Source organism: Thiocapsa rosea (assembly GCF_003634315.1).
GTDB classification, from domain to species: Bacteria; Pseudomonadota; Gammaproteobacteria; order Chromatiales; family Chromatiaceae; genus Thiocapsa; species Thiocapsa rosea.
This window is the reverse complement of sequence record NZ_RBXL01000001.1, coordinates 4,625,933-4,640,497: the sequence shown is the minus strand read 5'-3', so window position 1 is coordinate 4,640,497 and position 14,565 is coordinate 4,625,933. Positions and strand designations below refer to the sequence as shown.

The following is a 14,565-nucleotide window of genomic DNA, read 5'->3' as shown; positions in this document are numbered from 1 at the left end:
GAGGGTCGACTTCCGAAGGGCCACCGAGGTTTGACTGCCTGAATCCGGGATAGATTCACCTGCGGCTCCGCTCCATCCAGAAGGACCCCACACCGGCCCGACGGACTGAGAGGACAAGAGTATAGCGGCTCCCGCACGATACGCCCATCGGGGGAAGGAGAGAGGAGAGAGGAGAGAGGAGAGACGAGCCGTAGGTTGTGCCGAGCCGCGCGAGGCACAACCAACCGTTGGCACAACCGGCGGGTACGGAATATTTCGGAAACCGCCGAAACTTTTTAATCTCTTAAACCGCGCCGACTCCAACGGTCGTCAAGTCCGCCGGGGCCGATCCCATCCAAAAACATCGCATACCGCACCCGGCGCGGTTTAAGGCGTCGGCGAGACATTGATTCCGCGCGCAGCAAGCCACTGAGTATCCAGCTGCCATTCAACGGACTCGACCTGCGGTTGCGCCAGAATCAGACCTTGGGCACGCTTCTGGTGGTCGATCAGCCCCTGCTGGGCGGCGATTACCTGCGGATCATTGTCCGCCTTGTTGGTCAGATTCGGGTGGATAATGGCGAGGAAACGGTACGCCGGCATGTCGAACGAGCGCGGTGTCGAGATCGTCGCGACCCCGTTCTCGAACGAGACCACCCGGAAGCGATAGGGGTAGGACGAGACCTGAGGATCGGCCTCCAGCACTTGGTCGAGCTCCCAAACCTGCGGTTTCCAGGCCGAGCCGATCCAAACGGCCAGGACGCCGATCACGATGACGCCGATTGCGATACTGTAGTTGCGTGTAAAACGATCCATCCGGTGGCTCACTCCTGAGATTTTCGTGCGATAAGCCGGGGGTGCTTGAAGATATCCCCCTGAGAAGCGCACAGCTTGCCCGGATCGGCGCGATTCTCCCATGAAAAACGTCAATCACTCTTTTTTCTATCCCACGTTCACCGAACCTGTGCCATTCTTGGTAGTAGGGATTTAAACCGCGTCCGGAGCGAAATGCGTCATTTTCACGCAGTCGGCGGAGCCGGCGCGGCCAAGCCATTCCAACACATGACGCATACCGCGCCGGGTGCGGTTTAGAGGCAGTCTCGTCCAATGCAGCACGGAGACAGACAGTCGTTGGTTGAGGGCATCTCCGGCCTGGTGCGGCAGGTCTACGACACCGAGAACCCCGACCGGCAACACGAGGCGATGATCGAGCGGCTCAACCCGCTGCTCGATGCCTTTTTGCTTGAATCGCAGCCGATCGAAGCGGTCGAGGCGAGCATCCTGATCGCCGACATCCGCGGGTTCACGGCACTGACCGAAACCCATCCGCCCCAAACCATCATCCGATTGCTCAATCGGTACTTCGAGCGGATGGCGGAGCTGGTCCTGCGTCATGGCGGCGTCGTCGACAAATTCATGGGCGACGCCGTCATGGCGCTCTTCGGCGCGCCGCTGCGACGCGACGATCACCTCAAGTGCGCGCTCTCCTGTGCGGTCGAGATGCAGCAGGCGATGGTCGATCTCAACCGCGAAAGCCAACTGATCGGCGAGCCCAACATCTATGCCGGTATCGCCGTGAACAGCGGCAGCGTCATGGCGGGCAGCTTCGGCTCCCGGGTTTACAACGAGTACACCGTGATCGGCGACACGGTCAATCTCACCGCACGGATGGAGGGCTACAGCCTGCGGGGGCAGGTGCTGCTCAGCGACTCCAGCTATGCCTCCGCGCGCGACTACATCGACATCGGCAGCGCCAACGCGCTCTTCGTGAAGGGTAAGACGCGTGAGATCACGCTCTACGAGCTGCTCGCCGTCAAAGGCCCGCGACGCCTGGTGGTTCCGCAGGTCGAGATCCGCCGCTCGCCGCGGGTGCTGGTGGACTTCCCGATCGCCTTCCGTCGGGTCGAGTCCAAGTGCATCCTGGCGCAACGCTTCATGGGCAAGGCGAACGATCTGAGCTACTACGGGATGAACGCCGATCTGCCCCTGATTCTGCCGCCCTATTCTGAGGTCATCCTCACCTTCGTACCCGAGTTCGGTGCCGATCCGGCCACCGAGGTCTACGCGCGGGTCCTGCGAACCCAACCAAGCGATGGAGTCCACCGCACCAACCTCGAGTTCACGACGATCGACACGCCCGGGCACCGTCTCGTGAAGCGATACGTTGATCAGCTCCTCTGGCGGCGTTGAGCGAAAAGCGGGTCCCGGTCCCATGAATCCGAGCCTCGTCGCCGATGGACTCGTCCTGCTGCACGCGCTCTTCATCGCCTTCGTCGCGCTCGGCGGACTCTTGGCGTTGCGGTGGCCGGCCGTGGCCTACCTGCATCTGCCATGTCTGTTCTGGGGCATCGCCATCGAACTCGGCGGTTTCGTCTGCCCGCTCACCCCGCTCGAGATCCAATGGCGCCTTGCAGCAGGCGAGGGCGGCTACAACGGCGGCTTCATCGACCATTACATCGTGCCTCTGATCTACCCTCCCGGCCTGACCCGCGGGACCCAGATCCTGCTCGGACTCGCCCTCTTAACCGGCAACGGGCTTATCTACGGATACCTCCGGCGCAAACGCAGTCGGCGCAGCAGCCGACGCCGGTAGGAACGGGTTCGAAAATAAGGAGAACAACCCGACGAGAGGATAGCTTTACCGTCGTTGTCGTTGTCGTTGTCGATCACGATTACGACAACGACAACGACAACGACAACGACGGTTCGGTGCTCAACTGACCTCTTACACGGTGGCAGGTGGCCGGCCTCGATCATCGTTTTGGCCACATCCGCAGTGTCCAGCGACCGCCCGGGTACGCCGACTTCAGTCGGCCCCCGGGGAGGCGGACTTCAGTCCGCCGCGCGGGCGCGCTCGGGCGTGCGACAAGACCTGTCGCGTCATGAGTGCACTCTAGGTCCATCGCGCACGCCTGCCGAGCGAAAATGTCTCGGATCGCGGCCAGCGCGACTTCCCCGCACAACGGACCGGAGTCTAAGGATCATGACTACTCGCCAGCCCTCCAACCCCACTTTCCCGCGTGACATTGCCTTCCCGCGCCACTATCTGAGTATCGGCACGCTGGACACCCCGCTGCCGGTGTCGAGCGGCGTCCAGCCCTCGGAGCCACTTCCGTACCAATGGTCTTGCCATGTCGAGACCGAGCAGGGTCTGATCGACCAGTTCGGATTCCTCGATACCCGGGGACTCGACCCGCGCCGCGAGATGGTCGAAACGCTGCTCGCCGTCATCGCGCGCAAGGGAGCGATTCTGGTGCACTCCGCCCGCGAGACGGCACTCCTGCACGGATTGCAGCAACGCCTTGCCGATTCGACAGGAGCGCTCGCCGATGCCCTGACCCGACTGGTCGAGGTCGATCGATTCGCGAATCAGCGAAAGAAACCCGCTGCACCTCGGTCCCTCTCGGGAGACCACCCGGCGGCGTCGGTCATCTGGCCGGACGATGCCGTCGACCCCTCTGCCGATCTGCGCGACGATCTTGCAGCCCAGGCCGCGTACCTCGAGCTTATCGATGCCCGCACGCAGAACATCCGTCGGCGCCAGCTCACCCGTGCGCTGGTTCGGTACGGGGATCGTCAGCTCTCGGAGCTGGTACGCGCCTTCGCCGAGCATACCGGCGGTGATCCGGCATCGAGCGCACCGGGTCCGATGCTCAATTGATCCGACATTGACGAAAACCACCAGGCGGGTCTAAAACCGCCTGTTAAGAATCTTCGGAGTGCTGCTCATGCCGATCCGGCCGCTGATCGAACACTATAGCCTCGACGATTACCGACGCTGGGAGGGCGATTGGGAGCTGATTCAGGGGATGCCGTTGGCGATCAGGACACTCGACGCATCTTGAATGAATAAGCTCTGGAAGCAGATCACCCCCTCGGATTACGCCTGGGAACGCGAGGCGCTGGCCTTTCTGAAGGAACAGTTGCCCGATCACGAGCCCTATCGGGCTTGGGCCAACTTCGAGTTCATCGCCCTGGACGGGTCCATCAACGAGGTCGACACCCTCGTCCTCACGCCGAAGGGGCTCTTCCTCGTCGAGATCAAGTCCCATCCCGGCGAGATCGGCGGCGACGCCGGCGCCTGGATCTGGACCCATGAGGGGCGTCGCCGCGTCTTCGACAACCCGCGTCTGCTCGCCGAGCGCAAGGCCAAAAAGCTCAAATCACTGCTCGAGAGCCAGCGCTCGGCCCATGTCGGCGCCGGCCAATCGAAAGAGCGGATGCCCTTCATCGAGACGCTCGTCTTCCTCTCCGCCGAGAACGTGATCAACACGCTCCAAGGGCCGGCGCGTCTGCAGGTCTGTACCCGCAAGACCGTCATGGACGCGCTGCGCCGCATCGACAGCACCCGGACACATCGCCAGCTCGATCGCCCCCTCTCCAAGGCCGTCGCGCGCGCCCTGGAAGAGGCCGGCATCAAGGAATGCATGCGCGCGCGGCGTGTCGGTCTCTATGCGCTGAACACCCTGCTCGACGAGGCAGATCATGTCCAGGACTGGCTCGCGACCCACTCCGAGACCGGCATCCAGCGGCGCATTCGCATCTATCTCACCCACGGCAAATCCGAGCAGGACGCCGAGACCCTGCGCAAGGCCGCCCGGCTGGAGTTTCGCCTCCTTGAAGGCATCGAGCATCCGGGCATCCTCCAGGCGCGCGACTACCAGCAGCACGACCAAGGGCCGGCGCTGGTCTACGAGCACGACCCCTCGGCGGTGCGTCTGGATCACTTTCTCGTCGGACTCGGCGCCGGACAGCGGCTGGAGATCCTGGATGCGCTGAGCCTGATGCGCCAGATCGCCGAGGCCGTGCGGTTCGCCCACGGCAAGCGGCTCTATCACCGGGCGCTGAGCCCGCAGAGCATCTACGTCCATAAAAACGACTTGGGTCGCCTCGGCATCAAGATCGGCAACTGGGCGACCGCACGGCGCGCACAGGACACCGAAACGCACGCACTCACGGCCTTGAGTCATCTCAGCCGCGTCATCCAGGATGAGGCCGGGCCTTATCTCGCGCTCGAGGCCCATGCCGAGGCCGCGGGGGCTGCCGTGAGCGACAGCGTCTATCTCGATGTCTTCTCGCTCGGCGCCATCGCCTATCTGCTCTTTACCGGCCAGCCGCCCGCCGCGAACGATCTGGAGCTGCAGGACAAGCTCAGCCGCGGCAAGGGTCTGCAGGTCACCGACGCGCTCGAGGGTGCCGGCAGCGACCTGCAGGACCTCATCCAGTACGCCACCCACCCGGACACCGGCAGCCGCATGGGCTCGGTCGGGGAATTCCTCGACTATCTGGATTTGGTCGAGGACGAGATGAGCCGTCCCGACAGCGAGCGCCGCGCCGATCCGGCCGCGGCGCTCCCCGGCGACACCTTCGAAGGCGGCATCCTGGTGACCAAACGTCTCGGGCGCGGTGCCAGCGCGGTCGCCTTCGTTGTCCAGGACCGGGGTCAGGAACGGGTGCTCAAGCTGGCCGCCGACGCCGAGCACAACCCGCGTTTGCGACACGAAGGCGAGACCCTGCAGAAGCTCCGGCATCAGGCCATCATCGCCTACCACGAGACACGGGACTTCCTCGGCCACACCGGATTGCTCCTCGACCATGCCGCCGAAGGCACCCTGGCCGAGCGCCTGCGTAAGCTCGGCCCCATTCAGCTCGAGCTGCTGGAGCGCTTCGGCGACGACCTCCTGAGCGCACTCTGCCATCTGGAGGACAAGGGCATTTCGCACCGCGACATCAAGCCCGAGAACATCGGCCTGATGAAGCAGGGCAGCCAGCTCCACCTGGTGCTGTTTGATTTCTCACTCGCCGGCATCAGCCCCGAGAACTTCACCGCCGGCACCCTGGCCTATATGGACCCCTTCATCCGCGATCCCGGGCGCCGGCGCTGGGACGACTATGCCGAGCGCTTCTCCGCCGCCCTGACGCTCTACGAGATGGCGACCGGCAGGCTGCCGACGTGGGCGGAAGGCGAGGGGCTGCCCTCGCTGATCGAAGGCGCCCTGGAGATCGACCCCGCCGTCTTCGATCCGAGCCTGCGCGAGGGCATGGCGGGCTTCTTCCGCACGGCCCTGGCCCGCGATGTCAAGGCGCGCTTCGGCAACGCCGAAGAGATGCGCCGCGCCTGGCGTCAACGCTTCGATCAAGCCAAGCGCGACGTCACGCTGCACGCCGGCATCGACCCCGGGTCGAACCGGGGCGCGAGCGACACGGCGCAGCGTTGCCCGATCGACGACGCCCAGCTCGACACCCAGATCGGCCTGCTTCCGCTCTCTGCCCAAGCGCTCGATACCCTGACCCGGCTCAACATCAACCGCGTCGAAGACCTCATCCGCCTGCCGCGCAACGAGCTGGTCCGTATGACGGGCGTCGGCACCCAGACCCGCCGCGAGCTCTCCGAGCTGATCGCCCGGCTGCAGGCCAGCCTCGCCCCCTCCGAGAACGCCCGCGAGCCGATCGCCCCGGTCCCGATGGCGGGCAATGGACTTGCGATCAGCGTCGACCAACTGATGCGCGGCATCCTGCCGCCCCAATCCAAATCGACCGACGAGGCCCGACAGCGTTTCCTCAACGAATACCTGGGCCGGCTCGATGCGGACACCGACAGGGCCGCGGACGCCGTCCACTGGCCCACGCTGATCACCCTCGGCGCCGAGATCGGCATCGAGACCGCGCAGGTCCGCGATCTGCAAACACGCGTCTTGGCGCAGTGGGGCAAGAACCGTTACATCACCCAGTTGCGCCACGACATCGCCAAGCTCCTTGAAGATCAGGGCGGCGTCATGACCGCGGTCGAGCTGGCCGAGGCCATCCTGCTGCGTCGCGGCTCGGTCCAGCCCTCGCCAACGCGCGAGCGCTGGGCACGGGCCGTGGTGCGCGCCGCCGTCGAGACCGAGCTGGCGCGTCGGCAGTCGCGCTGGATCCTGCGCCGTTGCGGCAAGCGCATCCTGATCGCCGACGACACGCAGGGACGGGGCGAGGAGCTGGCCGACTACGCCGAGGCGCTGAGCCAACTCGCCGACGAATGCGCCGAGCAGCAGCCCCTGCTCTCGCCGGTGCGCGCCTTGGAACGGATCCGCGCCATCCCGGCGCCGGACTCCTTCGCCGGTCTCAGCAACCACCGTCTGCTGCGCCTGGCCGTGGCCGCCTCGCAGTCGGCCGCGCTGTCGAGCCGGGCCGAGATCTATCCCAAGGGCATGTCCGCCGAGCGCAGCATCGAGCTGGCCCAAAGCGCCCTGCTGGGGAGCGGTGCGCTCTCCGTCGCACAGATCCAGGATCGTATCCAGGGCCGCTACCCCGATGCCCGGCCGCTGCCCGGACGGCCGCAGCTCGACGCCCTGCTGCAGCGCCTCGACCTGGGCTTCGTCTGGGACGCCAAGGCCGAGCACGGCGACCAGCGCGGTGCCTACTGCCTGCCGCGGTCCGGCTTGCTCGGCTACGGCGGCAGCACCATCGCCGCCACGCCAACCAGCGTCCACTATACCCGGCAGGACGCGGGCAACATCGCCGCCGCCCGTGAGCTTGCGCAGTTCGATCGGATCGTCCGCAACGCACTCGACTCCGCCCGCTTCCTGGCCCTGTCGGTCCGGCCCACGCTGTGGCGGCACGCGCAGCAGCGCCTGGCCGAGATCTTCGCGCTGCAGATCGTCAGCTTCGATGCGCTGCTGTTGCGCCATCTCCACGGACTGTGCGACGGCATGGCCAATCCTCCCGACTGGCAGGTCGTGCTCAAGGCCGACGCCGCCGATCCGCGCAGCGTCGATTGGTCACGCCTGCAAGGGCTGGTGCGGCGGGTCCTGCCGGCCATGGCCGATGAACTCAAAGCAGCACGCCGCCCGGTGCTGCTCACCGATCCCGGACTCATGGCCCGCTACGGCCTCATCGACACCTGGCTCGGCGACCTGCGCAGCCATCTGCAGGACGACCCGCAGGCACAGGCCCTGCTGCTGCTCATCGCCAACGACACCGCGACCGCCGGCGACGTGATCGAGCGTGTCAGCGTTCCGAGCGGAGCCGGCAGTCGCGAGTTTGCGCGCATCCCGAGTGCTTGGCTCCTTTCCGCCGAAGCGCAGCCCCATCCAATTGGTCGCCAAGGTGGAGCAGCGTAACGGGCATGGCCATTAAGGCGATTTCCAGGATAAGGATCTACCGGCGTGTAGGGGCGACTTAAGTCGCCCCTACTTCCTCTCCGAAATCTTGAGCCTGCTCAAAGATGACGGCTGGTACCTGGTTGCCACGAAGGGAAGCCATCGTTAATTTAAGCACCCGACCAAGCCAGGTCGCGTGACGGTTTCCGGAAAACCAAGCGATGATGTGGCACCGGGAACCAAGAACAGTGTTTTTAAACAAGCAGGTTGGAAGTGAGCGTCATGCGCTATGCCATCGTCATCGAAAAAGCAGCAGGCAATTTTTCCGCCTACGTTCCTGATCTTCCCGGCTGCATTGCCACGGGGACAACGGTCGAGGAAGCCGCGAAGGAAATCAAGGAGGCGATTGCCTTCCACTTGGAGGGTATGCGAGAAGATGGAATCACACCTCCCGTCCCGAAAAGCCAGGTTGAATACGTGGAAGTCGCCGCCTGACCCTCGAGTCCGGTTGGTACCGCAAATCGGCGACGCCCGCTCGCCGCGTAGGCGCTTGGCTTGCTCGCGCTCAATCCGCCGGTCTCGCGCGCGATCGACGTCACGGTGCGGGAACGGCGGGTCGTGATTGTTCGGGCCTTTGTCAAGAAGACCCAGAGGATGCAGCAGGCCATCGCCGAGGCTGAGCAGCGGCGCCGTCGACAAGCGGCCTTCGAGCAGCTCACGGAGGCTCGTCCCTCACGTCCGGCATTGACCGACGCCGTCGCTCGCGCGGCACGCGAATCCGGTCGTCCATGACGCCCTCCTTCATCCTGGTCATCGACGCCAGCGTCATCATCAAGTGGCTCTTCCTGGATCCGGAGCGCGAAGCCGGTACGGAACAGGCGACCTCATTGATGGCCGCCGTCGCACGTGGCGATCATGCCGTCTGGAATGCTTGATGGAGTGTCCGATGCGACAACGACAACGACAACGACAACGACAACGATTAGAGTCGGTGCTCGATTGATTCTGACGCGTGACTTGGTGAGAGCCAGATGATCCAACCCCAACGGCTCCTCGCCGACCTCCAATCCCTGCTGCCCCGGCTGGAGCAGGACATCCTCGCCTACACCCGCACCCGACCGGAGCTGGAGGCGCACCTCGAGGCCGAGTACGCCAAGGCGCGGGAGGCGAACCGCACCGCGGAGCATTTTGTCGCCTGGCGCGAGGCGCAGATCACCCAGGCCGCCGCGGCGTGGGTGCTGACCGGCGTCTTCATCCGCTTTCTGGAGGACAACCGGTTGCTGGAGGCGCCGCTGATCTCGGGGCCGGCGGACAGCTCGGGGGATGGCTCGGCCGATGGCGCGGGCAGGAGAACGGGGCAGGGCGCCCTGCAACAGGCAAAGGACCGGCAGAGCGTCTATTTCGCGGAACATCCCACCCATGCCGAGCGCGACTATCTGCTCTCCGTCTTCGAGGAGTTGGCGACCCTGCCCGCGATGGCCGAGCTGCTCGACCGCGCCCACAACCCGCTCTGGCAGCTCCCGCTCTCGGCCGACGGTGCGAAGGCCCTGATCGACTTCTTCCAGCGGCTCGACCCCGCAACCGGCGAGATCATCCACGACTTCACCGACGCCCGCCCCGACGGGGGCCTGGACACCCGCTTCCTCGGCGATCTCTACCAAGATCTTTCCGAGAGCGTGCGCAAGCGCTATGCCTTGCTCCAGACCCCCGAGTTCGTCGAGCGCTTCATCCTCGATCACACCCTGGAGCCGGCCAAGGCCGCCTTCGGTCTGCCGGGGCTCAAGCTGATCGACCCCACCTGCGGCTCGGGTCACTTCCTGCTGAGCGCCTTCCAGCGTCTGTTCGACGACTGGCAGCAGCGCGAGCCCGCCACCAACGCCCGCGCCCTGGTCCAGCGCGCGCTCGACGCCATCCACGGCGTCGACATCAACCCCTATGCCATCGCCATCGCCCGCTTCCGCCTGCTGATCGCCGCCATGGCGGCGGCGGGCAGCGACCGGCTCAAAGACGCGCCCGACTTCCATTTCAACCTCGCCGTCGGCGACTCGCTCCTGCACGGGTGGCGACACGAATCGCAAGGGCAGGGCATCCAGGGCGACATGCTCGATGACAGCCTGACCCACGTCTTCGAGGTCGAAGACAAGGCCAAGCTCGAACGCATCCTCGGCCAACGCTACCCGGTCGTGGTCGGCAATCCGCCCTATATCACCGTCAAGGACAAGGCGCTGAATCAGGCGTATCGGGATAAGTACCCGACCTGTCATCGCCAATATTCGCTCGGCGTGCCCTTCACCGAACGCTTCTTCGATCTGGCCCTGCCTGGCCCGGTTCCACAGGGGGACAACCGCCCGGCCGGATTCGTCGGCATGATTACCGCCAACTCCTTCATGAAACGCGAGTTCGGCAAAAAGCTGATCGAGGCGTATTTGCCGCGCAAGGATCTCACCCATGTGATCGATACCTCCGGGGCCTACATCCCCGGTCACGGCACGCCGACCGTGATCCTCTTCGGGCGCAACCAGACGCCCCGAGGTGATCGGCTGCGCGCCGTGCTCGGGATTCGCGGAGAGCCGAGCACGCCCGAGGATGCGGCGCAGGGCAAGGTGTGGCGGTCGATCGTCGATCTGCTGGAGCGGCCGGGAAGCGAGAACGCCTTTATCAGCGTGGTGGATCAGGAGCGCGGGCTGTATGCAAGACATCCCTGGAGTGTCGGAGGAGGCGGTGCGTCCGAGCTGAAAGAGCTGATCGAGTCCGCCGCCCGGACCGCTGGCCCCGCCCCAGCCACCCAAGCCCCCGAGGACGCCACCCACGCATCTGGTAACGCAGCTCCAGCTGCGTCACCCACGCGAAGAAGCTCCGCTTCACGAGGCGACCGGTCTCGCGAAGCTGGAGCTTCGTCTCCTGGGTCACGAAGCGGGAGCTTCGTGACCAGGTCACTCGGTGACTACGCCAGTGAAATCGGTTTCGGAGCAGTGACGCGCGAAGACCAAGCTTACTTGATCGGCGAGAAGGTGTGCCGACGTATCGGGATTCAGGATGCTCAGATCCGACCGCTGGTCGAGGGTGAGTGGGTGCGCGACTGGTCGATCGACAATCCTGTTGGTGGGATTTGGCCGTATGCCGCGGACTGTTCTCGCGCGCAAGCTGATGATGCGGTGAGCCACTTTTTGTGGCCGCTCAAGACTCAGTTGTCGCAGAGGGTTGCTTATGGCTTGAGCCAGTTGGAGCGTGGTCTTCATTGGTTCGAGTATTCGATGTTCTTCGAGAAGCGCTTCAAAGTGCCCCTCTCAATCACCTTCGCCGAAGTCGCCACCCATAATCATTTCGTCCTCGACAGTGGCGGCAAAGTCTTCAAGCAGACCGCACCGGTCATCAAGCTACCCGCCGGGACCACTGTGGATGATCATCTGGCACTACTGGGCCTGCTCAACAGTTCGACCGCATGTTTCTGGATCAAACAGGTGTTTCACTGCAAAGGAAGCACTGTCGATACCAAAGGTGCTCGGCAAACGACAGTCGCGTTTGAGAATTTCTACCAGATCGCAGGAACCGGCCTGAAGCAATTCCCCATCGCCCCGGATCCCGAAGACAAGGCACGCGACCTCGCCCACCACCTCGACCAACTCGCCCGCGATCTCACCGCGCTCGACCCGTCCGAAATCCTCTCACGGAGTCACGGAGATCACGGAGAACCGCCGGCATCCCCTCCGTGTCTCCGTGTCTCCGTGAGAGATCCCGAGCTTGACCAGCTCGCCGCACTCGACCCGTCCGAAATCCTCTCACGGAGTCACGGAGATCACGGAGAACCGCCCGAATCCCCTCCGTGTCTCCGTGTCTCCGTGAGAGATCCCGAGCTTGACCAGCTCGCCGCACTCGACCCGTCCGAAATCCTCTCACGGAGTCACGGAGATCACGGAGAACCGCCTGAATCCCCTCCGCGTCTCCGTGTCTCCGTGAGAGATCCCGAGCTTGACCAGCTCGCCGCACTCGACCCGTCCGAAATCCTCTCACGGAGTCACGGAGATCACGGAGAACCGCCCGAATCCCCTCCGTGTCTCCGTGTCTCCGTGAGAGATCCCGAGCTTGACCAGCTCGCCGCACTCGACCCCTCCGAAATCCTCTCACGGAGTCACGGAGATCACGGAGAACCGCCCGAATCCCCTCCGTGTCTCCGTGTCTCCGTGAGAGATCCCGAGCTTGACCAGCTCGCCGCGCTCGACCCCTCCGAAATCCTCTCACGGAGTCACGGAGATCACGGAGAACCGCCCGAATCCCCTCCGTGTCTCCGTGTCTCCGTGAGAGATCCCGAGCTTGACCAGCTCGCCGCGCTCGACCCCTCCGAAATCCTCTCACGGAGTCACGGAGATCATGGAGAACCGCCCGAATCCCCTCCGTGTCTCCGTGTCTCCGTGAGAGATCCCAAATCCGCACTCGCCGAAGCCGAGCACCAGTCCGAGTCGCTCCGGCGCCAAATGATCGCCCTCCAGGAAGAGCTCGACTGGCTCAACTACCGTCTCTACGGCCTGACCGACGACGACCTCTGCTACGGCACCACCCCGCCCGAGATGCGTCTCGGCGAGCGTCCCTTCGAGATCCTCCTCGCCCGCCGCCTTTTGGCGGGCGAGACCCAGACCACCTGGTTCGCGCGCCACAACAGCACCCCCGCCACCGAGATCCCCGACCACTGGCCGGCAGACTACCGCGAGCTGACCGAACGCCGGCTTCAGGCGATGGCCGACAACCCCTGGATCCGTCTGATCGAGCAGCCCGAGTACAAGCGCCGCTGGAATCGCGAGCCACCGGAGAGCCGCCGGCGCCGCGCACTGCGCGACTGGCTGCTCGATCATCTGGAAGGGCTCTGCCAGTCCCCCGAGCTGCTGACCGTCGCCCAGCTCGCCGAGCGCGCCCGGCACGCCGAGTCCTTCCAGCAGGTCGCCGCGCTTTACACCGGCTCCGACACCTTCGATGCCCGCACCCTGGTCGGCGAGCTGGTCGAGGGCGATCAGGTGCCGCAGATGGCCGCCGCGCGCTACAAGCCGAAAGCCATGCCCAAGCACCGCGCCTGGCGGGAGACCTGGGACAAGCAGCGCGCCGAGGACGCCATCGACGCCCGCACCGCACTCGATCCGGCCGACCCGCACCACCTGACCGCCGAGCAGGCCAAGGCGCTCAAGGCCGAGCAGATCGGCGACATCCAGCTGCCGCCCAAATACGCCTCCACGGATTTTCGCAAGCCGAGCTACTGGGGCCTGCGCGGCAAGCTCGACGTTCCCAAGGAGCGCTTCTTCAGCCTACCCGGCTGCGAGCGCGCCGGCGACGCCACCCCGGTCATCGGCTGGGCCGGGCTGGATCATCTGCAGCGCGCCGGGGCCATCGCCACCTGGTATCTCGAGCGCAAGGAGCAGGACGGCTGGGGCGCCGAACGCCTCCTGCCCATGCTGGTCGCGCTCGACGAGCTCATCCCCTGGCTCAAGCAATGGCACAATGCCCTCGATCCCGAATTCGGCGAGCGTTTGGGCGACTATTACGAGGGCTTCCTGCTCGAGGAGCTGCGCCGGTTGGAGCTGTCACGCGACGAGCTGCAGGCGTGGGAGCCGGCGGCGACTGCACGGGGTCGCAGAAGTCGGGGTGAGTCCGCGTAGGATGGGCAAAGTCCCAGCCGTAGGGTGGACGAGCGAGAGCGAAGTCAACCGAACCCCGCGCCGGCGCTGGTGGACTGCGCTGCGCTTGTCCACCCTACGGCAACGATCAGCAGCGCAGCGTGTACAGCAGGAGCTATCGGAGGAGCGAGACCATGCAGACACAATTCACACCCGAGTATCGTTTCGAGGACTATCTGGCGGTCGAGCGTGAATCGATCGATGTGAAGCACGAATACGTTGCCGGTCAGGTCTTCGCCATGACCGGCGGGAGCTATGAGCACAGTCTGATCGCGGCCAATGTGACCAGACGGCTTGGCAATCACCTGGATGGTGGCCCCTGTACAGTCCTCACCAGCGACATGCGGATCCGCATCGAGACCGCCGATGTCTGTGCCTATCCGGATGTCAGCGTGATCTGTGACGCCCCGGTCTTCCATGATGAGCGGCGCGATGTGCTGACCAATCCGGTGCTGATCGCCGAAGTGCTCTCGCCCTCGACCGAGGCCTATGACCGCGGCGGCAAGTTCGCGCTCTACCGTCGGTTGCCGAGCTTGCGCCACTATCTGCTGATCGCGCAGGACCAGGTCGCGGTGGATGTCTTCACCCGCCAGCCGGACGGCCGCTGGCTGCTCGACGCCTATGCGGACCCGCAAGCAGAGATTGTGCTGGAGGCGCTGGACTGCCGACTGTCGGTGCGCGAACTCTATGATCGGGTGGTGTTTGGATCCAGACAGGAGGGCGGAACGCAGGCATAACCACAAACTCAAGCGGTCGTAATCAAATTCGGCGAGTGCTTCTTGGGCTCACGCGCTATGCGATTTCGGATGCTCGCCGACGCCCGTGCTGGACGCGGACCCCGTTGA

At 64.8% G+C, this 14,565-nt stretch carries 10 protein-coding genes and 1 pseudogene; 10 read left to right on the top strand and 1 reads right to left on the bottom strand.

All coding sequences use genetic code 11. The features are described from left to right. Positions 1-366 precede the first annotated feature (366 nt). Positions 367-795: a hypothetical protein gene (locus BDD21_RS20580; protein ID WP_120798751.1), complete on the bottom strand. Its 429-nt coding sequence runs from the start codon at positions 793-795 to the stop codon at positions 367-369. 315 nt (positions 796-1,110) lie between these two features. On the opposite strand from BDD21_RS20580, the gene BDD21_RS20575 reads away from it, so the two are divergent. The 10 genes and pseudogenes from BDD21_RS20575 to BDD21_RS20535 all read left to right on the top strand — a co-directional run bounded on the left by BDD21_RS20575 (position 1,111) and on the right by BDD21_RS20535 (position 14,457). Beyond that, positions 1,111-2,169, top strand: a complete 1,059-nt coding sequence (locus BDD21_RS20575) for an adenylate/guanylate cyclase domain-containing protein (RefSeq protein WP_245969718.1) — start codon at positions 1,111-1,113, stop codon at positions 2,167-2,169. Between the two features lie 22 nt (positions 2,170-2,191). Next, positions 2,192-2,572 carry a DUF2784 domain-containing protein gene (locus BDD21_RS20570; protein ID WP_120798749.1) on the top strand — a complete coding sequence of 127 codons (381 nt, stop codon included), beginning with the start codon at positions 2,192-2,194 and terminating at the stop codon, positions 2,570-2,572. Positions 2,573-2,962: 390 nt separating this feature from the next. Then, positions 2,963-3,640 (top strand): DUF2779 domain-containing protein, encoded by a 678-nt coding sequence (locus BDD21_RS20565; protein ID WP_120798748.1) that lies wholly within the window; start codon positions 2,963-2,965, stop codon positions 3,638-3,640. Between the two features lie 184 nt (positions 3,641-3,824). Further along, positions 3,825-8,081, top strand: a complete 4,257-nt coding sequence (pglW, locus tag BDD21_RS20560) for a BREX system serine/threonine kinase PglW (RefSeq protein WP_120798747.1) — start codon at positions 3,825-3,827, stop codon at positions 8,079-8,081. An 85-nt stretch (positions 8,082-8,166) separates the two neighbouring features. Continuing rightward, positions 8,167-8,337, top strand: a pseudogene (locus BDD21_RS20555) (type II toxin-antitoxin system HicA family toxin). 5 nt (positions 8,338-8,342) lie between these two features. Continuing rightward, positions 8,343-8,555, top strand: coding sequence for a type II toxin-antitoxin system HicB family antitoxin (locus tag BDD21_RS20550; RefSeq protein WP_120798746.1), 213 nt, complete (start codon positions 8,343-8,345; stop codon positions 8,553-8,555). A gap of 60 nt (positions 8,556-8,615) precedes the next feature. Then, positions 8,616-8,852 carry a hypothetical protein gene (locus BDD21_RS20545; RefSeq protein ID WP_120798745.1) on the top strand — a complete coding sequence of 79 codons (237 nt, stop codon included), beginning with the start codon at positions 8,616-8,618 and terminating at the stop codon, positions 8,850-8,852. Then, the gene (locus BDD21_RS27560) at positions 8,849-8,995 is read left to right on the top strand and encodes a type II toxin-antitoxin system VapC family toxin (RefSeq protein ID WP_147431170.1); all 147 of its coding nucleotides are present in this window, start codon (positions 8,849-8,851) and stop codon (positions 8,993-8,995) included. Before BDD21_RS20545 ends, BDD21_RS27560 begins: the two co-directional genes overlap by 4 nt. Before the next feature lie 96 nt (positions 8,996-9,091). Continuing rightward, complete coding sequence (pglX, locus tag BDD21_RS20540; RefSeq protein WP_120798744.1) at positions 9,092-13,702, top strand: BREX-2 system adenine-specific DNA-methyltransferase PglX; 4,611 nt, start codon at positions 9,092-9,094, stop codon at positions 13,700-13,702. A 152-nt stretch (positions 13,703-13,854) separates the two neighbouring features. After that, positions 13,855-14,457: a Uma2 family endonuclease gene (locus BDD21_RS20535; protein WP_120798743.1), complete on the top strand. Its 603-nt coding sequence runs from the start codon at positions 13,855-13,857 to the stop codon at positions 14,455-14,457. Positions 14,458-14,565 lie beyond the last annotated feature (108 nt).